This is a genomic window from Streptomyces sp. NPDC048269 (genome assembly GCF_040652395.1).
In the GTDB taxonomy this organism is placed as follows: domain Bacteria; phylum Actinomycetota; class Actinomycetes; order Streptomycetales; family Streptomycetaceae; genus Streptomyces.
Genome location: NZ_JBEZLW010000017.1, coordinates 38,078 through 56,764, shown reverse-complemented (window position 1 = coordinate 56,764; position 18,687 = coordinate 38,078). Strand labels below are relative to the sequence as shown.

Here is an 18,687-nt window from a genome sequence, read left to right as displayed (position 1 = left end):
AGCCCTTCCACACCGGTCCGGACGGGAACCGCGGCGTACTCCGTCCGGACCTGCGGAATCTGAAGGGGACTCAGCAGTCGCAGCCGCAGCCGTCGCAGCAACAGCCGTCGCCGCAGCAGTTGCAGCCGTCGCAATTGCAGTTGCCGCATTCGCAGGCGTCGCACCAGGGGTCGCGCTTCTTCCGGGACCACGGCCCCTCGTGCTCCGTGCAGCAGAGCTGGCAGGTGCAGAACAGCCCGAGTGCCACCGCGCAGCCCGCGAGCAGCCCGCGGCGCGGCTTCTGCGGGGGCAGCCCGCCGCCACCACCACGGCCGCCACCGCCGCCACCGCCGCCGGGCCCCATGGGCGGCGGCATTCCCGGCCCGCCGGGAGCCGGGGCGGGAGCACCCGGCGCGTAGGGGTTCCCGCCCCCGTACGGACCGCTGCCGTACGGGTCGGCCGTGCCCGGGCCGTAGCCCTGCGGCGCGTAGCCCTGCGGCGGCGGCCCGAAGCCGCCCTGCCCCTGCCCGGCGGCGTTCGTCACGACGTGCCCGCAGCTGCTGACCCCGAAGGCCCGGTCCACCGAGGTGCGCAGCTCGTGCACGAGCAGCCGGTGGGCGAGTCCCGCGTCGGCGAACTCGACCTCGCGCAATGCGAGCCTGATGCCGTGCAGGGCGTCGTCGCAGAGCCGCCGGGCCTCGGTGAGCGAGGTCCCGGTGGCGGTGAGCGGGTTCCAGGCGCCGGCCGCGGCGTCCGCGCTCTGGTCCTCCACCGCGTCCAGCAGGTGCGCGAGCCGGCCGAAGTACCGGCCCGCCTCGGCGAGCGCCGGCGCGTTGCCAGGCCGTCCGGCCAGCTGCGCGGTATGGGCGAAGGCGGCGGCAGTCGCGGTCTCCGTCGGCTCGGTCACCACGAGTACGGGCGTGCCCAGCCCGGCCAGCGTCTCGATGCCCGCCTGCCGGTCCACGGCGTCGACGAGGACCGCCGTGTCGAAGCCGAGCGAGGCCCCGGTGCGGGCTCCGGCCCGGTCCCAGCCGCGGGCCACCTTGCGGGCGGCCGCGGCGATGGGGGCGCGGGCCAACAGCCCGTCGCGGTCGGCCACGTGGTCCCGTACCTTCGCCGAGGCCAGGACGAGCGAGACGGCGGCGGCGAGCCGCGCGCCCTCGCCGTTGGCGACCGGGGCGGTACGCATCCCGCGCAGGGGACACGGACCGGCGGTGCGCCGGGCGCCGGGCGCCGGACCGGACTGAGCCTCCGTCAGAACGGAGACGAGCAGCCCGTCGTAATTGGTGACGATCCGGGCGAACTGGCCGTGGTCACCCCGAAGTGCCAGGCAGAGTCCGCACAGATGAGCCATCCACTCCGTTTTGAACCGCTCCCCCAGCCGGTGCGTGCAAGGTCTGACGATGCCGAACAACTGCTTCCCCCGTGTGTCGTGCGCGTGCTTGCCCGGCATCGTATCGAGCCGGCTTCTTCACCCGTACGTCCCCGTCGCTCACCCGTACGGAGGGGGCAGTCGTATTTTCACTCAGTCAGCAGTGGTAGCTGTCTGGATCCTTGACCGTGCAACGCATGTTCTGCACCAGTACCGTCACGAAACCCGTGCGCGGCGACTATCCACTTGGCGCGTTGTCAGCATCATGGACGACCATAGGGGCAGCGGAGAGAAGACAGACTGACCGCGGTGAAAGGAGGCGTCCATGGGTTCGGTGCGCAAGGCGAGTGCCTGGCTGGGTCTCGTGGAGGACAGCGACGACGAGCGTTACTACGACGACGACTACGCGGAGGCCCCCCAGGGTGGCTCGGTGTCCGGGCCCGGCGACCAGTGGGTCACCGACCCCCGGGTCCGGGTGGCGTCGGAGTCGGCCGTCGAGCAGGGCCGTCGGATCGCGACGGTCACCCCGGACGGCTTCCGCGACGCACGCGGGATCGGCGAGCTGTTCCGCGAGGGCGTCCCGGTGATCGTCAACCTGTCGTCGATGGACCCGGGCGACGCGAAGCGCGTCGTCGACTTCGCGGCCGGACTGACCTTCGGGCTGCGCGGTTCCATTGAGCGGGTGGCGACCAGGGTCTTCCTGCTGACCCCGGCCGACACCCAGATCGTGAGCGGCGAGCCCGGCGGCCGCTCGCGCGAGTTCTTCAACCAGAGCTAGGCAGGGCCCTCACCGGAAGGCGTCGAGCCCGGTGAGCGCCTTGCCCAGCACCAGTTGGTGCATCTCGACGGTGCCCTCGTAGGTGAGGACCGATTCGAGGTTGGTGGCGTGCCGCATGACGGGGTACTCGAGGGAGATCCCGTTGGCACCGAGGATGGTCCGCGCGGTGCGACAGATCTCGATGGCCTCGCGGACGTTGTTGAGTTTGCCGAAGCTGATCTGCTCCGGCCGCAGGGTGCCCGCGTCCATCCGCCGGCCCAGGTGGTGGGCGAGCAGGATGCCCTTGTGGAGTTCGAGGGCCATGTCCGCGAGTTTGGCCTGGGTGAGCTGGAAGCCGCCGATCGGCCTTCCGAACTGCTCCCGCGTCTTCGCGTAGCCGAGCGCGGACTCGAAACTGGCGCGTGCCGCGCCCATGGACCCCCAGATGATCCCGTACCGCGCGTGGCTGAGGCAGCCGAGCGGCCCCTTGAGCCCGGTGACCTCCGGCAGTACTGCGTCGGCCGGCAGTCGCACGTCGTCCATGACGAGCTCGCTGGTGACGCTGGCCCGCAGGGACCACTTGTGCTTGATCTCCGGCGCGGAGAATCCGGCGCTGTCCGTCGGGACGGCGAAGCCGCGGATCCCCTCGTCGGTCTGCGCCCACACCACGGCGACGGAGGCCACCGACCCGTTGGTGATCCACATCTTGCGCCCGTTCAGCACCCAGTCGCCGCCGTCGCGCTTGGCGTAGGTCCGCATCGCGGCGGGGTCCGATCCGACATCGGGCTCGGTCAGCCCGAAGCAGCCGATCAGCTCACCGGCCGCCATGCCGGGCAGCCAGCGCTGCTTCTGCTCCTCGGAGCCGTACTTCCAGATCGCGTACATGGCGAGCGAGCCCTGTACGGAGACCAGTGAGCGGATACCGGAGTCGGCGGCCTCCAGCTCGAGGCAGGCGAGCCCGTACTGCACGGCGCTGGCGCCGGCGCACCCGTACCCGGTGAGGGACATCCCGAGCGCCCCGATCGCCCCGAGCTCGCGGGCCAGCTCCCGGATCCCGGGCAGCTCACCGCTCTCGTACCACTCGGCGATGTGCGGCAGCACGCGGTCGGCGGCCCAGCCGCGGACGGTGTCGCGGATCGCGAGGTCCTCGGGCCCGAGGAGCTCGTCGAGCCCGAGCGGGTCAAGGGGCAGGAACGCGGACACGGGGCCTCCCGAAGGCCGGAGTACAGAACCTGCAGCGCAAGTTTTACGCTCAGCCGACGCTATTCGCCCGGGCCGGGCAAATCCAGCCCCGGCATCCAGCCCCGACGCCCAGCCGGCCGGCGCGGGGGTCCGGGGCGGAGCCCCGCGACGGCGCCGCACCCGCGCACCGCCCGTACGGTCAGGTCAGCCCGCCTGCTCCACCGGAGCCGCCACCGGAGCCGGACGCGACTCGCCGCTCGCCTGCGCGGGCAGCCGTACGACGGCCGGTTCCACCTCGGCCTCGCAGCCGGCCGCTGCCCCGCACTCCATCACCCGCGGCAGCCGGAGCGCCATCGCCGCCCCCGCCAGCAGCAGTCCCGCGCTCACCACCAGCGTCACGTGCAGCCCGTGCACGAACGAGTGCCGGGCGGCGGCGTACAGCGCCGCCCCCGCCGGCCCGCCCAGGTGCGCGGCGATCTGGTAGGCCTCACCCAGAGAGTGCGCGGCGCCCGCCGACTCGGCCGCCGAGACCCCCGGCACCCCCACGAGCCCGGGCGCGTACGTGGCGTTCATGACGCTGCCCAGCAGCGCGATGCCCATGCCCGCGCCCAGCTGGTACGAGGTCTCGCCGATCGAGGCCGCGCCGCCCGCGGTGTCCGCCGGGGCCTCGCTCAGCATGGACTCGTACGCGGCGAACAGCGTGGTCTGGAGCCCGAAGCCGAGCAGGACGAACCCGACGGTGAGCAGCACGGGCCGGTCGTGCTGCCCCATGAAGGTCAGCAGCAGCACGGCGAAGGCGGTGAGCAGGAAGCCCAGCGAGACCATCGTCCGCGGCCCGATCCGGGCCAGCGTGTACGACCCGGTGGCGCCCGCGGCCATGGCGGCGAAGGTGAGCGGCAGCAGCCGCAGGCCCGTCTCCAGCGGGCTGAGGTGCAGCACCAGCTGGAGGTACTGGACGGCGATCAGCTCCAGGCCGACCAGGGCCAGCATGGCGAGCACGATGCAGCCGACGGAGGTCGAGAAGGCGGCGCGGGAGAACATCCGCATGTCGATCAGCGGGTGCGCACGCCGTTTCTGCCGCCGTACGAAGAGGACGAGCAGCGCCAGCCCGAGCAGCAGCGGCACCAGCGCCTGCGCGTCGAGGAGCTCCCGCTCGGCGCCGAGCCGCTTGATCCCGAGCACCGCGCCGAGCACACCGGCGGCGGCCATCAGCGCTCCGGTCACGTCCCACGGCCCGTCGCAAGAACCCTTCGACTCGGGCAGCAGCCAGCGCCCCAGCGGCAGGATCAGTGCCATCAGCGGGATGTTGATGAGGAAGACGGAGCCCCACCAGTAGTGCTGGACGAGGAAGCCGCCGAGTACGGGCCCGCTCGCGGCGCCGATCGCGGCGACGGCGGTCCAGATGCCGATGGCGAGGGCCCGCTCGCGCCGGTCGGGGAAGACCTGGCGCAGGATCGACAGGGTGGCGGGCATGATCATCGCGCCGCCGATGCCGAGCAGGGCGCGCGCGGCGATGAGGACCTGCGCGTTGTCGGCGAGCGCGGCGACGGCGGAGGCGACGCCGAAGAGTCCGTAGCCGAGGAGGAGGACGCGGCGGCGGCCGACCCGGTCTCCGAGGGTGCCGAAGAGGATCAGCAGCGCGGCGCAGACCAGCGGGTAGGCGTCGACTATCCAGAGGAGTTCGATCGAGCCGGGGCGCAGGTCCTCGGTGACGGAGGGGACGGCGACGTGCAGGATCGTCGCGTCGAGCGCGACGAGGACCAGGCTGACGCACAGCACCGCCAGGACCACCCAGCGGTTGGCCCCGCCGGAGGCCGCGCGGAGCCGCTGCCAGGGGGAAGGGTTCCTGGCCCCGGCCGCGTTCGTCCCCGACATGCATGTACCTCCCAGGTGATCCCTCGCGCTCGGCGAACCAGCGTCTTGCGGAGCCACGGGGGGTGGTGCGCTGTGCGGCGTCCAACGGGGTCCGGCATCGACACGCGAGTGAACGGTCAGCGTACGCGAGTTCGCCTGCCCGACACGTGGTCAAGCTCTCATCCCGGCGGCGGCCTCCCTGTGGTGTACGACACTCCCCGCACCCCGCCCCTCCCCCGCGTACACGCGTGCTCACGGCCCGTGGTTCTCGGGGCCGCCGACCTGCGCCACCGATAATCGTTTCCGTGAAAGATCTTGGATTCCGCCGGGCCGCTCCCGCTCTCGCCGTCTTCGCCGCGGTGCGCCTGCTCGGGCTGGCCGTGCTCGCGGTGTGGGGCGCGGCGGCCGGCAGCAGCCCGCACACGTTGCTGTCGGCGCGCTGGGACTCCCTCTGGTACGCGCGCATCGCCGCGGAGGGGTACGGGTACGAGGTCCACCTCCCGAACGGGGACGTCCACTCGAACCTCGCCTTCTTCCCGCTGCTGCCCTGGCTGGAGCGCCTGGTGTCGGCGGTGACCGGGCTCTCGTACGGCTCGGCGGGCCTGGTGGTCTCGGCGGTGGCGGGGCTCGCCGCGGCCTGGGGGATCTTCGCGGTGGCGGACCTGCTGCACGGCCGCCGGGCCGGGGTGCTCGCCGTCGCCGTCTGGGCGGCGCTGCCCGTCGGGATCGTGCAGTCGATGGCCTACAGCGAGTCGCTCTTCACCGCTCTGGCCGCCTGGGCGCTGTACGGGGCCCTGCGCGGCCGGTGGCTGACGGCCGGCCTGCTCGCGGCCGGCGCGGGGCTGACCCGCCCGGTCGGCGCCGCGGTGGTAGCGGCGGTGTGGGTGGCCGCCGTACTGGCCTGGCGGCGCGGGGAGCGGTCGTGGCGGATGGCGGCCGGTGCGCTGCTGGCTCCGCTGGGTGCGGCGGCGTACGTGCTGTGGGTCGGCTCCCACACCGGGGGCGGTCTGTTCGGGTACCTGGACGTGCAGGGCGGCTGGGGCAACGGCTTCGACGGCGGCTGGGCCTTCGCCCGGTTCGTGGGGGCGAAGTTGGCCTCTTCCGCCTTCGCGGCCGGGCTCGGGCTGATCGCGGGGGTCGTGCTGGTGCTCTGGCTGTACGGGCGGTGCGTGCGGCAGCGGCAGCCGGCGCCGCTCCTCGTGTACGGGGGGATCGTCGTGGCGCTGGCGCTCTGCGCGTCGGGCTACTTCGGCTCCAAGCCCCGGCTGCTCCTGCCGGCTTTCCCGCTGGTGCTGCCGGTGGCGGTGGCACTGGCCCGGTGGCGGAGCCGCCGGGCGGCGCCGGTGCTGGGCGCGGCGGCCCTGGCCTCGGCGGTCTACGGGGCGTTCTGGCTGAACGGCTCGGGCCCTCCGTAACGGAATGGATCATTCCGATCCATCATTCGGCAAAGGAAAGGCGCTGCGACGATAAAGCCCTGGTAAGTGTGCGAAATAATTGCCAGGGCAGTGGATCAGCATCGCTCCAACCATTGCCGAAATAAAGGGAATTAAGTCCCGCGTGAGACCAACTCCACATCACATGGTCATCACAAAGCCCGCGATTCGCCCGGGGTGCCCATCGGCGCGCGGTAACGTCGATTGAGTGCGTACCGATCAAATCCTGACCCGTCTGGAGCGGGTGTTCGCCCGGCTGGACCGGGAACCAGAGCGACCGGCTCATCTGCAAACCCCGCAGATGAGCCGGCATCGCGTCGTTCTCCTGGGATCGACCCTCGCCTTCTATCTCGGGATCGTGGTGGCCGTACTGACCACGTCCTGGCTCGTCCGCCTGGACTGGCAGATCATGTTCTTCCGGCCCTACGAGCAGTGGCCGCAGCTGCACGCCTTCCTCGACTACCTCGTCGTGCTCGGCCAGCGCGGTCCCACCGCGGTCATGGTCGCCGCTTGGCTCGGCTGGCGCAGCTGGCGGCAGCACACCCTCCGGCCGCTGATCACCCTCGGCGTGGCGCTGCTGCTGCTCAACATCACGGTCGGGTCCGTCAAGCTCGGCCTCGGCCGGCTCGGCCCGCACTACGCCACCGAGATCGGCTCGGCCGAACTCTTCGCCGGCGGCGATATATTCCCTTCCGGCCACACCGCCAACGCCGTCGTGACCTGGGGCATCCTCGCGTACCTGGCCTCCACCGTGGTCACCCGGCGGGTGCTGTCCGTGCTCTCCGCGGTCGTCTCCCTGAGCGTCGGCGCCACCACCGTCTACCTCGGCACCCACTGGGTCAGCGACGTCCTGCTCGGCTGGTCCGCGGGTCTGCTGATCCTGCTGGCGCTGCCCTGGTTCGAGCCGCTCATCGCCCGGGCCGAGGCCTACGTCTTCGAGCTGCGCGAGCTGCTGCGGCGCCGCGCGGAGACCGGCCGGATGCCCGCGCCGGTCGCTTCCGCGCTCACCCCGCTGCTCTCCGCGGGCGGGAAGTGGCAGCTGGTCCGCGTCGCCGACCAGGCCGGCGAGCCGGCCCCGGCGCCCGCCGCGGCCGCGCAGGCCGCCGTACCCGTCGGACACACCCCGGGTCCGCGGCCCGCGGCCGTGCTCTCCGGCCGGCCGCACGTCATCCGGTCCGAGCGGACCCCGATCACCCCGGTCGGGAGCCGTCGCCCGGCGCACACCGAACGGGCCGCCGCCCGGGGGGCCGCACCCCGCCCGGTCGCCGGCGGCTGAAGCAACCCGTCGCGGGACGGTACGCACCACCTCACCGCACGGCACGAAGGCGGGCCGGGTCACTGACCCGGCCCGCCTTCGTCGTTCGCCCTCCGTCAGCGCCACGCCAGGACGTTCGTCCGTACCGGGTCACGCTTGTGTCACAGAATATCGACAGTCTCCAATTGTTTTCCGGCTCACGACACGCCCGCCGCACAGCGTCTTTGGGATTTACACCGAAGCCTTTGACCACAACCGGGGGAATTCTTCCCGGAGATTGCCCGGAGCCCTTTGAGCCGGGGCCGCCCATTGGACCGGACCAGCTGAATCCCCCTCAGTTCCGCTACATTTCCTTCACCACCGTCGGCTCCACGGCCCGCCCCAGCAGATCCCTGGCGGCCCTGATCCGGTCCACCAGCTCAGGCGGCTCGACCACTTCGAACTCACAGCCGAGCAGCATGAGGTGAATCACCAGGACGTCCAGGCTCACCGCGCCGGTGCGCAGCAGGCAGCTCTGCCCGTCGACGGGTTCGAGGGCGCCGTCGCTCGGCCCGATGGTCAGTGCCGCCTCCTGCACCGAAACCTTCAGCCGCACCACCGCGCGGGCCGCGTACGCGAGCTGCGCCACCCCCTGGGAGACGTACGCGGCAAGGTCCTCGGCGGGCGGCCGACGCGGGGTGAACCGCGGACCGTGGGGCGGTCTGGGTTCGATCCGGTCGGCCCGGAAGGTGCGCCAGTCCTCCCGGTCCAGGTCCCAGGCGACCAGGTACCAGCGCCGCTCGGTGCACACCAGCCGGTGCGGCTCGACGGCGCGGCGGGTCACGTTGCCCTCGTGGTCCCGGTAACCGAAGCGCAGCCGCTCGCCGTCCCGGCACACGGCGGCCAGTTCGGTCAGCACCGAGGGGTCCACGGTGGACCGCTGCGGCCCGCGCAGCATCGGCACGGTGAACTCGTTGAGCGCGGACACCCGGCGCCGCAGCCGCGACGGCAGTACCTGCTCCAGCTTGGCGAGGGCGCGTACGGAGGCCTCCCCGATCCCCTCGACCCCGTTCCCGGCGGCGGTCCGCAGCCCGACGGCGACGGCCACGGCCTCGTCGTCGTCCAGCAGCAGCGGCGGCAGCTCGGCCCCCGCCCCCAGCTGGTACCCCCCGCCGGTCCCGGGAGTGGCGTTCACCGGATACCCCAGCTCCCGCAGCCGTTCCACGTCCCGCCGGACGGTCCGCGCGGTCACCCCGAGCCGCTCGGCGAGATCGGCCCCGGTCCATTCGCGGTGAGCCTGCAACAAGGACAACAGGCGCAGCAGTCGCGCGGAGGTATCGAGCATGGCCGAAGTCTGCCAGCGGCTCGCGGGCCCTCAGGGCCGGTACGGCAGCAGGGGCACGTCGAAACCATTGCCGGTCATGTCCCCGGGGCTTCGGAGGGGGAGCCGGGGGCAGCCGTCGTCGCCCCGGCCGGGACCGCCGGAACCGCCGGAACCGCGGGGACCACCGGCCCCACCGGAACCGCCGGGGCCAGCGGATGGGCCGGGAGCACGGGTCGGTCCGGGACCACCGGTTCGGCCGGCGCCGGCTCCGGGATGACCAGCAGCATGCCCACCGCCAGCGCCTCGGGCCGCGCCCCGATCACCTCCCGGTTCGCCTCGTACAACGCCCGCCATCCGCCCGGCACCCGGTGTTTCCGCGCGATCGACACCAGCGTGTCCCCGCCCCGCACCACGTGCATCCGCCCCGCCAGCCCGTACCGCTTCGAGCACGCCGGCCACGCGTCCCAGCCCTGTCGGTCGATCACGTCCTGCGCGACCCGGATCTGCTGGGCGCGGCTCGCCAGGTCCGCCCGCGGCGCGTGAGCCAGTCCGCCGTACTCCACCCACGTCTGCTGACAGAACTGCAGCCCGCCGTAGAAGCCGTTGCCGGTGTTGACGGCCCAGCGCCCGCTGCTCTCGCAGTCGGCGACGCAGTCCCAGGGCCACCGCCCGCCCGGCCCGCAGTCCCCCGGCCCGCTGCCGATCATGCCCGGTGAGCCGGGGTGCGCCGCCCCCGCGGGCCCGGGAGCGGGCGGCGGCGGTGCCGCTCCGGCCGCCGCCGCACTGGAGGGGAGTACGAGAACCAGTACGGCGACGACGGCAGCGGCACCGGCGACCCGCCGGATCCGGAGGGGCATCGCGTCACGCTACGCAGCCCGCGCCGCCCTCCCGGCCCGGCGCACCGGGCGCGCCCCGCGTCCCACCCGGTCGGCCGACCGTCCCCGTTCCCCCAGAACGGGCATCCCCGGCCACCAACTGCGCACAAGCAGAGAAGAGTTGGCACGAAAACGAAGGTCCGGTCGGACGGTTCACCCTTCCGGGGGCCTGGTTCGATTCCGTTCCCTCCAATGGCGTGACCCCGGCCGCCGCTCCCCCGTTGATCCCGGCGAGCCGGGAACCGCCCGGCCCCCGCACCTATGCCGAGGAGCCACCCCGTGCCGCGCATGCTCGACGTCAGTGATGAGGTACGTGCCGAGATCGGTGACGAAGAAGCCGACAGGCTGCTCGTCGGCGAGGACGCGCCGCGCAGTTACGACTGCACCTCATGCCGCACCCCCGGCGACCCCGAGAACGACCGCACCAGCACGGTGCTGTTCGTCGGCGAGGAGACCGCCGTCCTCGCCTTCGCCCACGCCACCTGTATCCCCTCGCAGGTCGTCTCCGTGTCCGAGGAGCAGCTCCAGGGCGCCGTCGCCAGCATCACCGGCGACAGCCCGGCCCCCGGCGCGCCCGCAGCCGCCGGCGGCCCGCAGAGCGTGCCCGGCGGCCAGGCCGTCCTGGGCATCACCAGCGGGCTGATCCTCATCGGCGGCGAACTCCACCCCGCCCTCGTCGTGGAGCCGACCGCACCGATCGCCCGCCCCGGCAGCGACGGCCCCGGCGACGATTTCCTTCCGCTCCTCATCGAGCAGGGCTTCATCCCGGTCACGGACACGGCCGAGCTCCCCACCGCCCTGAACGGCTGGTCGGTCCTGCTCGCCGCCGGCCAGCTGCACGCCGTCCTCCAGCCGGGCACCGAGGGCGGACGCCCGGTCGCGTGGTGGCAGGCGCACCAGGCGCTGTCGGTCACCGACGGCTGGCGGGCCGCCGTCAACAAGACCCAGCGCGTGCTCATCTACGCCGCCCCGGTCGGCTCCATCGGCCAGCAGCCCCGTGAGGACCTGCTGCGCGACGCGCTGGACAAGGCGGCCGCCGCGGGCAAGCTCGTGGCCGCCTCGATGCCCCTGGCGGGTACGCCCGGCGCCTGATCCACCGTCCCCACTGCCGGTACCGGAACGGCCGCCCGGGCCCCCCGCCGAGGGGGGCCCGGGCGGTGTGCGCCGGGGGTGCGCGGTCCCGTCCCACGCACCCCCGGCGATCTGCGTTTTCCGGCCCTTCACCCCGCATCCGCAGAGCCCTGGTTTCGTTGGCTGGTACGTGCACTCATACGACTCCTCCCCCGCCCCGTCCCGTACGAGCACCGTCTCGCACACCCCGATCTACGACACGCTGTACTCGGAGTACCTGCGCGCCTTCCGGGCGCTGCCGGGCGACCGTACGGGCGAGGAGGACCTCGGGTTCACGGCCTTCTCCTTCGGGGGCGGACACACCGGCACGGGCAGCTCGTACGGCACCGGCTCGTACGGCACCAGCTCGTACGGCACCGGCTCGTACGGCGGCGGCTGGAACGGTCCGTCGTGGCAGCAGACCGACGGCCGGCCCGCCTACGTCCCGCAGCCGCAGCCCCAGCCCGTGTACTCGTACGCGGGCGGCTCCGGATACGCCGAAGGGCGGCAGCGCCAGACCGGGATGACACACGTCCCGGCGGCCCTGCCGCCCGCTCCGCGCCGGGGCTACTGACCCAGCAGCCGCGTACGCGTCCTGCTACTTCTTCTTGTACTGGGCGCCGCGCTTCTCGCGCACCCGCACCGAGATGTGGATCGGGGTGCCCTCGAAGCCGAACTCCTCGCGCAGCCGGCGCTCGATGAAGCGTCGGTAGCCGTGCTCCAGGAAGCCCGAGGCGAAGAGGACGAAGCGCGGCGGCTTGCTGCCGGCCTGGGTACCGAACAGGATGCGGGGCTGCTTGCCGCCGCGGATCGGGTGCGGGTGGGCGGCGACGACCTCGCCGAGGAAGGCGTTCAGGCGGCCCGTGGGAACGCGCGTCTCCCAGCCCGCGAGCGCGGTCTCGATCGCCGGGACCAGCTTCTCCATGTGACGGCCGGTGAGCGCCGAGACGTTCACCCGGGGAGCCCAGGAGACCTGCTGCATCTCGGTCTCGATCTCGCGCTCGAGGTAGTAGCGGCGCTCCTCGTCGAGCTCGTCCCACTTGTTGTACGCGATCACGATCGCGCGGCCCGCCTCGACGGCCATGGTGATGATGCGCTGGTCCTGGACGCTGATGGTCTCGGTGGTGTCGATCAGGATGACCGCGACCTCCGCCTTCTCGACGGCGGCGGCCGTGCGCAGGGAGGCGTAGTAGTCGGCGCCCTGCTGGAGGTGGACCTTCTTGCGGATGCCGGCGGTGTCGACGAACTTCCAGGTGATGCCACCGAGTTCGATCAGCTCGTCGACCGGGTCGCGGGTGGTGCCGGCCAGCTCGTTGACGACGACACGGTCCTCCTTCGCGACCTTGTTGAGCAGCGAGGACTTGCCGACGTTCGGGCGGCCGATCAGCGCGATGCGGCGCGGGCCGCCGGGAGCGGCGCCGCCGAAGGTCTGCTCGGGGGCTTCCGGCAGGGCTTCGAGCACCGCGTCCAGCATGTCGCCGGTGCCGCGGCCGTGCAGCGAGGAGACCGGGTGCGGCATGCCGAGGCCCAGGGACCACAGGGAGGCCGCGTCGGACTCGCCGCTCTGCCCGTCGACCTTGTTGGCGCACAGCACGACGGGCTTCTTGGCCCTGCGCAGCAGCCGGACGACGGCCTCGTCGGTGTCGGTGGCGCCGACCTTGGCGTCGACGACGAAGACGACCGCGTCGGCGGCCTCGATGGCGTACTCGGCCTGGGCGGCGACGGAGGCGTCGATGCCGAGGACGTCCTGCTCCCAGCCGCCGGTGTCGACGACCTTGAAGCGGCGGCCGGCCCACTCGGCCTCGTACGTGACGCGGTCGCGGGTGACGCCCGGCTTGTCCTCGACGACCGCCTCGCGGCGGCCGATGATGCGGTTCACCAGGGTCGACTTGCCGACATTGGGCCGGCCCACGACGGCGAGGACGGGGAGGGGGCCGGCAGCGGCCGCCTCGATCGCGCCTTCGACGTCCTCGATGTCGAAGCCCTCTTCCGCGGCGAGCTCCATGAACTCCGCGTACTCGGCGTCGCCAAGTGCTCCGTGGTCGTGCTGGTCGTTCATGAAGTCCGTTCCTCGTCGATCGTGGTGGTCGGTGGTGCCCGCGCAGCGCGGTTCCACTACTAGGTCAAGTCTCGCTCAGCGCCCGGTGAGGCGCTTGGCATCGGCCAGGTGGGCGGTCAGCCGGTCCTGGATGCGTACGGTGGCCTGGTCCAGCGCGGTACGGGTACGGCGGCCACTGCCGTCCCCGGCGTCGAAGGCCGACCCGAACACGACGTCGACCCGGCTCTTCAGGGCGGGCAGCCCCTTGACGAGCCGCCCCGGGGTGTCGCCGCTGCCCAGCACGGCCACCGGCACGATGGGCGCGCCGCTGCGGACCGCGAAGTACGCGAGGCCCGCGCGCAGCGAGGCGAAGTCGCCCTCGCCCCGGGTTCCCTCGGGAAAGATCCCGAGGGCCCCTCCATTGTCGAGCACGCCGAGGGCGCGGCCTATCGCCGTCCGGTCGGCTCCGCCGCGGTCGACCTTGACCTGCCCGATCCCTTCGAGGAAGGGGCCGAGCGGGCCGACGTACGCTTCCTTCTTGATCAGGAAGTGCAGGGGCCGCGGGGCCGTGCCCATCACCATCGGGCCGTCGATGTTGTGCGAGTGGTTCACGGCAAGGATGACAGGGCCGGAGGTGGGCACCTTCCAGGCGCCGAGCACGCGGGGCTTCCACAGCCCGTACATGAGCCCGATGCCGATGCGCCTGCCGACCGCCGCACCCTTGAGGGAGGGCGCTTCGCTCACTTGCGGCCCGCCCGCTTCTCTTCCACCAGGGTCACGACGCACTCGATGACCTGGTCGAGCGTGAGCTCGGTGGTGTCCACCTCGACGGCGTCGTCGGCCTTGGCCAGCGGGGAGGTCTTGCGGCCGGAGTCGGCCGCGTCGCGCTTGATGAGCGCCGCCTTGGTGGCCGCGAGGTCGGCGGCCTCCTTGCCGCGGAGCTCACCGCTGCGCCGGGCGGCGCGCGCCTCGGGGGAGGCGGTCAGGAAGATCTTGAGGTCGGCGTAGGGCAGGACGGTGGTGCCGATGTCCCGGCCCTCGACGACGATGCCCTCGGCCTCCTCGGCCGCCTGGGCGGCGATGGAGCGCTGGAGTTCGGTGATCAGGGTGCGCACCTCGGGGACGGCGCTGACGGCGCTGACCTTGGAGGTGACCTCCTGGGTCCGGATCGGGCCGGCGGCGTCCAGCCCGTCGACGGTGATCGTGGGCGCGGCCGGATCCGTACCCGACACGATGGCGGGCTTCCCGGCGGCGACGGCGATGGCCTGCGGGTCGTCGGTGTCGACGCCGTTGGTGATCATCCACCAGGTGATGGCCCGGTACTGCGCACCGGTGTCCAGGTAGCGCAGCCCGAGCTTGGCGGCCACGGCCTTGGAGGTGCTGGACTTGCCCGTGCCGGAGGGACCGTCGATGGCGACGATCACGGCTGCCGGAGCTGCGGTTTCCACGGTGCGGGCACCTTCCTGGTTGCGCGTACGTGTCCGGGCGCGCCAAAGCGCCCCTCCCCAAGGTTACCGGCCCCGGGAACCCCCCGGTCCCGACCCGCATTTTCACGCCGTCGCCGCCCGGCCGATCCAGCCCCGCCGACGTGCGCCGTTGCCGGGGCGGGGCCCCGGCAACGGCGCCGCACCCGGACACGGCTACTGCTGCCGCAGCGCCCAGCCCCGTTCGCGCAGCTCGGCCGTCAGGCCGGCCACCGCCCGCGGCTCCACCATCAGCTGGACCAGACCGGCCTGCTGCCCCGTCGCGTGCTCGATCCGCACGTCCTCGATGTTGACCCCGGCCCGCCCCGCATCGGCGAAGATCCGCGCCAGCTCGCCCGGCTGGTCACTGATGAGCACCGCCACCGTCTCGTACACGGTCGGCGCCGCACCGTGCTTGCCCGGCACCCGGACCCGGCCCGCGTTCCCGCGCCGCAGGACGTCCTCGATGCCCGCCGCACCCCCGCGCCGTTTCTCCACGTCGGCCGACTGGAGCCCGCGCAGCGCGTCCACGGTCTCCTCCAGGTCGGCCGCGATCCCGGCCAGGACGTCGGCCACCGGGCCCGGGTTCGCCGAGAGGATCTCGACCCACATCCGAGGGTCGGAGGCGGCGATGCGGGTGACGTCGCGGATGCCCTGCCCGCACAGCCGGACCGCCGTCTCGTCGGCGTCCTCCAGCCGCGCGGCGACCATGCTCGACACCAGCTGGGGAGTGTGCGAGACGAGTGCCACGGCCCGGTCGTGCGCGTCCGCGTCCATCACCACGGGCACGGCCCGGCACAGCGACACCAGCTCCAGCGCGAGGTTCAGCACCTCGTGGTCCGTGTCCCGGGTGGGCGTCAGCACCCACGGGCGGCCCTCGAAGAGGTCCGCGGTGGCGGCGAGGGGGCCGGACCGCTCCTTGCCCGCCATGGGGTGCGTGCCGATGTACGCCGTGACGTCCGCGCCGAGCGCCACCAGCTCCCGCCGCGGTCCGCCCTTGACGCTGGCCACGTCCACGTACGCCCGCGCCACCCCGCGGCCGATCGCGTCGGCCAGCGTCGCAGCCACGTGGGCCGGGGGTACGGCGACGATCGCGAGGTCGACCATGCCCTCCTGGGGCTCGTCGGTGCCGGCGCCGAGGGCGGCCGCCGTACGGGCCTGGGCCGGCTCGTGGTCGACGAGGTGCACGGTGATACCGCGGGCGGTCAGGGCGAGCGCCGCGGAAGTGCCGATCAGTCCGGTTCCGATGACGACGGCGGTTCTCACGGGGACTCCAGGGTTGCGTACGGCACGGTGACGGGACTGCCCGGCCAGAGTAGCCAGCCGCGACAGCGCGAAGGCCCGGCGGCCCGTCCGGTGGGACGGTCCGCCGGGCCTGCGGGGCGCTCGGGGCTCAGAGCTTCTGCTTGCTGCCGCAGGCCGTCGACAAGCTGACCCCCCACGGAGAGGTGCCGGCCGGCTCCCTGGAGGACATCATCTGGCCGCCGCCGGCCGAGCCGCCCCGGCCGCCGCCGAGGAGACCGCCGAGAAGGGAACCGAGGTCGTTACCCGCCATGGTCATGCCTTTCGAAGGGGGGCCGGGTCGCGCGGAGCGGCGTTCCCGGCTTCGAGACACGGACAATGTCGCCCAAGGTGGACAGTGCCGCCACTTGGCGCACGCGCCGCCCCCGGCCGCTGCGGTAGAACGATCGGCATGATCTTCCACCTCGTGCCGCTCGCCGACTGGACCGCCGCGCCCGAGCTGCCGTACGCCCCGCCCTCGCTCGCCTCGGAGGGATTCGTGCACTGTTCGGCGGACCGGCCCACGGCGCTCGCGATCGCCGACACGCACTACAGGGGGGTTGCGGGGACCCTGCTCGCGGTGGAACTCGACGAGGACGCACTGACCGCCGATGTCCGCCGCGAGGGTGAATCGGGCGGCGCGTACCCGCATGTCCACGGCCCGTTGAACCGGGACGCCGTGATCCGCGTGTGGAAGGTCGTACGCACACCCGGCAGTCCAGCCTCACTGGCCCCATGGCAGCCGGGCCACTGAAACGGCGCGGCAGGCTTCTCCCGAGGCCCGCCGCAGGCCAGGATGCTGATCGCCCACCCGGCCACCCAGCTGAGGAGAAACACGCATGAGCGACCCCACGAACACGGCCCGGCGCACGGTACTCACGGCCGGGGCGGCCGCCCTGGCAGGGGGCGCGCTCACCGCCTGCGGCGGTGACGGCGAGAAGAAGCCCGCGAGCGAGTCGGCGGCCGCGCCCACCGCGGCCGCGCCGCCGTCCCAGCCGGACACGTCCCAGGCGACCGCGTCCCAGCCCGCGGGGGCCGGGAAGGCCATCGCCAAGACGGCGGACGTGCCGGTCGGCGGCGGCACGGTGCTGAAGGAGGAGAAGCTGGTCGTCACCCAGCCCAAAGCCGGGTCCTTCCGCTGCTTCACCGCGGTCTGCACCCACCAGGGCTGCCTGGTCAACAAGGTGGAGAACGGCACCATCGACTGCCCCTGCCACGGCAGCAAGTTCGAGGCCACGGACGGCGCCGTGGCCAAGGGTCCGGCCACCCGCCCGCTGGCGGAGAAGAAGATCACGGTCGCGGCGGACGGCAGTATCTCGCTCGCATAGCGGCAGGCCAGGAGCCTAGGCTCCACGGATGGACGAACTGACACTGGTACGGGACCACACGGTCTACCAGTGCGTGATGGGCTCCCGGGCGTTCGGGCTGGCAACGGAGGCGAGCGACACCGACCGGCGCGGTGTCTACCTCGCCCCGACGCCGCTGTTCTGGCGGTTCGGGAAGCCTCCCACGCATGTGGAGGGCCCGCGGGACGAGGAGTTCTCCTGGGAGCTGGAACGCTTCTGCGAACTCGCCCTGCGCGCCAACCCGAACATCCTGGAGTGCCTGCACTCCCCCCTGGTGGAACGGCTGACCCCGGTCGGCGAGGAGCTGCTCTCCCTGCGCGGAGCCTTCCTCTCCCGCCGGGCCCACACCAGCTTCAGCCGGTACGCGGCCTCCCAGCGCGGCAAACTCCTCGCGGACGTCCGTAACCACGGCGCCCCGCGCTGGAAGCACGCCATGCACCTGCTGCGCCTGCTCCTGTCCTGCCGCGACCTCCTGCGCACGGGCCGCCTGACCATCGACGCGGGCCCGTACCGCGACCGCCTCCTCGCGGTCCGGCGCGGCGAGCTCACCTGGGACGAGGCCGACGCCTGGATGGCCCGTCTCCAGGAGGAGACCGGGGCGGCTCTCGCCGGCACGCCGCTCCCTCCGGAACCGGACCATGCCCGCGTGGAGGACTTCCTGGTCCGCGCGCGGCGGGCGTCAGCAGGCTGACGCCCGTCGCGCGACGACGAAATCGTCGAGCGCGTCGAACGCCGACCCGTGCTCGGGCAGTCCTGAGCCGGACTGCGCCGCGTCCAGCACGCCGTGCAGCGCCGCGAAGTCCTCGCGGACCCGGCCGAGGTCCGGGCCCTGGTAGCCCCCGTGCTCGGCGGCCACCTTGGCTTCGATCAGGGCGGCGAGGTACGGGGGCGCCTCCGGCACCTCGGCCAGCAGGGTCGGCAGGTGCGCCTGCACCTGGGCCGACCGCATGAGGTGGATACCGGTGAGCAGCGCCCGGAACGCGTAGAGCAGCGGCTTGAGTTCCGCGGTCTTCTCGAAGAGCCGCCATTGCGTGTTGGCGAAGCCGCGGTAGTGGTGGGCGTGGTGGGAGGTCAGGACGCCCGGGGCCAGCGCGACCAGTTCCTCGTGGGCCGGCGTCGTGTGGACGACGAGCGGGGAGAGGAGCTGCTCCAGCACGTAGCCGTTGCGGTTCAGCATCAGGCGGACGAACTTGCGCAGGTCGTGGGTGACGAGGTCCATCTCCACGTCGTCCCGGTCCCACATGCGGGTGCGGGTCTCCTCCGGCTCCCGGAGGCCGAGGAGGGCCTGCGCCGGGAGCAGGTGCGCCCCCCGCAGGTCGATGTCGGAGTCCCGGGACGGGAATCCGTACAGGTGGGCGCCCGAAACCGTGGCGAAGAGCAGCGGATCGGGCTGCTCCGCCACTACGGGGGTCAGGTCGAGACTCAGTGCGTCCAGCATG

The 18,687-nt window shown here is 72.8% G+C and carries 18 protein-coding genes and 1 pseudogene; 8 read left to right on the top strand and 11 right to left on the bottom strand.

All coding sequences use genetic code 11. From position 1 onward, the window contains the following. Positions 1–70: 70 nt before the first annotated feature. On the bottom strand, positions 71–1,393 hold the full coding sequence (locus AB0D48_RS20275; protein ID WP_362398588.1) for a DUF5685 family protein: 1,323 nt from the start codon (positions 1,391–1,393) through the stop codon (positions 71–73). Positions 1,394–1,676: 283 nt separating this feature from the next. Between AB0D48_RS20275 and sepF the strand changes: the two genes are divergently transcribed. After that, a complete protein-coding gene (gene sepF, locus AB0D48_RS20270) occupies positions 1,677–2,129 on the top strand; it encodes a cell division protein SepF (protein WP_362398372.1) in 453 nt (150 codons plus the stop codon). A gap of 9 nt (positions 2,130–2,138) precedes the next feature. On the opposite strand, the gene AB0D48_RS20265 is transcribed toward sepF, so the two are convergent. Both AB0D48_RS20265 and AB0D48_RS20260 read right to left on the bottom strand, forming a co-directional pair. Continuing rightward, positions 2,139–3,311, bottom strand: coding sequence for an acyl-CoA dehydrogenase family protein (locus AB0D48_RS20265; protein WP_362398368.1), 1,173 nt, complete (start codon positions 3,309–3,311; stop codon positions 2,139–2,141). A gap of 183 nt (positions 3,312–3,494) precedes the next feature. Then, positions 3,495–5,165 carry an MFS transporter gene (locus AB0D48_RS20260; protein WP_362398365.1) on the bottom strand — a complete coding sequence of 557 codons (1,671 nt, stop codon included), beginning with the start codon at positions 5,163–5,165 and terminating at the stop codon, positions 3,495–3,497. Between the two features lie 284 nt (positions 5,166–5,449). On the opposite strand from AB0D48_RS20260, the gene AB0D48_RS20255 reads away from it, so the two are divergent. Continuing rightward, entirely contained in the window at positions 5,450–6,559 is a 1,110-nt protein-coding gene (locus AB0D48_RS20255) for a glycosyltransferase family 39 protein (RefSeq protein ID WP_362398362.1), read from the top strand. 226 nt (positions 6,560–6,785) lie between these two features. Further along, positions 6,786–7,853 (top strand): phosphatase PAP2 family protein, encoded by a 1,068-nt coding sequence (locus AB0D48_RS20250; protein WP_362398359.1) that lies wholly within the window; start codon positions 6,786–6,788, stop codon positions 7,851–7,853. 349 nt (positions 7,854–8,202) lie between these two features. Here the strand turns inward: AB0D48_RS20250 and AB0D48_RS20245 are convergent. Next, positions 8,203–9,156: pseudogene (locus AB0D48_RS20245) on the bottom strand (YafY family protein); the annotation flags it as partial. 74 nt (positions 9,157–9,230) lie between these two features. After that, positions 9,231–9,992, bottom strand: coding sequence for a transglycosylase family protein (locus AB0D48_RS20240; protein ID WP_362398356.1), 762 nt, complete (start codon positions 9,990–9,992; stop codon positions 9,231–9,233). 297 nt (positions 9,993–10,289) lie between these two features. On the opposite strand from AB0D48_RS20240, the gene AB0D48_RS20235 reads away from it, so the two are divergent. Both AB0D48_RS20235 and AB0D48_RS20230 read left to right on the top strand, forming a co-directional pair. Beyond that, positions 10,290–11,102, top strand: a complete 813-nt coding sequence (locus tag AB0D48_RS20235; protein ID WP_362398353.1) for a hypothetical protein — start codon at positions 10,290–10,292, stop codon at positions 11,100–11,102. 169 nt (positions 11,103–11,271) lie between these two features. Beyond that, the gene (locus AB0D48_RS20230; RefSeq protein WP_362398349.1) at positions 11,272–11,694 is read left to right on the top strand and encodes a hypothetical protein; all 423 of its coding nucleotides are present in this window, start codon (positions 11,272–11,274) and stop codon (positions 11,692–11,694) included. Positions 11,695–11,718: 24 nt separating this feature from the next. Here the strand turns inward: AB0D48_RS20230 and der are convergent, their stop codons facing one another. From der to AB0D48_RS20205, 5 genes are all read right to left on the bottom strand, one after another. Then, positions 11,719–13,179, bottom strand: coding sequence for a ribosome biogenesis GTPase Der (der, locus tag AB0D48_RS20225; RefSeq protein ID WP_362398346.1), 1,461 nt, complete (start codon positions 13,177–13,179; stop codon positions 11,719–11,721). A 75-nt stretch (positions 13,180–13,254) separates the two neighbouring features. Beyond that, entirely contained in the window at positions 13,255–13,902 is a 648-nt protein-coding gene (locus tag AB0D48_RS20220; protein ID WP_362398343.1) for a lysophospholipid acyltransferase family protein, read from the bottom strand. Continuing rightward, positions 13,899–14,606, bottom strand: a complete 708-nt coding sequence (cmk, locus tag AB0D48_RS20215) for a (d)CMP kinase (protein ID WP_362398341.1) — start codon at positions 14,604–14,606, stop codon at positions 13,899–13,901. Before cmk ends, AB0D48_RS20220 begins: the two co-directional genes overlap by 4 nt. Positions 14,607–14,798: 192 nt before the next feature. Further along, on the bottom strand, positions 14,799–15,887 hold the full coding sequence (locus AB0D48_RS20210) for a prephenate dehydrogenase (protein WP_362398338.1): 1,089 nt from the start codon (positions 15,885–15,887) through the stop codon (positions 14,799–14,801). A gap of 127 nt (positions 15,888–16,014) precedes the next feature. Continuing rightward, positions 16,015–16,176 (bottom strand): hypothetical protein, encoded by a 162-nt coding sequence (locus AB0D48_RS20205; protein WP_362398335.1) that lies wholly within the window; start codon positions 16,174–16,176, stop codon positions 16,015–16,017. A 138-nt stretch (positions 16,177–16,314) separates the two neighbouring features. Between AB0D48_RS20205 and AB0D48_RS20200 the strand changes: the two genes are divergently transcribed. The 3 genes from AB0D48_RS20200 (at position 16,315) to AB0D48_RS20190 (ending at position 17,939) form a co-directional block, all read left to right on the top strand. Further along, complete coding sequence (locus AB0D48_RS20200) at positions 16,315–16,656, top strand: DUF952 domain-containing protein (protein WP_362398332.1); 342 nt, start codon at positions 16,315–16,317, stop codon at positions 16,654–16,656. An 85-nt stretch (positions 16,657–16,741) separates the two neighbouring features. Beyond that, positions 16,742–17,230 carry a Rieske (2Fe-2S) protein gene (locus AB0D48_RS20195; protein WP_362398329.1) on the top strand — a complete coding sequence of 163 codons (489 nt, stop codon included), beginning with the start codon at positions 16,742–16,744 and terminating at the stop codon, positions 17,228–17,230. Between the two features lie 28 nt (positions 17,231–17,258). Beyond that, complete coding sequence (locus AB0D48_RS20190) at positions 17,259–17,939, top strand: nucleotidyltransferase domain-containing protein (protein WP_362398326.1); 681 nt, start codon at positions 17,259–17,261, stop codon at positions 17,937–17,939. Here AB0D48_RS20190 and AB0D48_RS20185 read toward each other — a convergent pair. After that, positions 17,928–18,686, bottom strand: a complete 759-nt coding sequence (locus tag AB0D48_RS20185) for a nucleotidyltransferase domain-containing protein (RefSeq protein ID WP_362398323.1) — start codon at positions 18,684–18,686, stop codon at positions 17,928–17,930. The genes AB0D48_RS20190 and AB0D48_RS20185 overlap by 12 nt on opposite strands. Position 18,687: the final 1 nt, after the last annotated feature.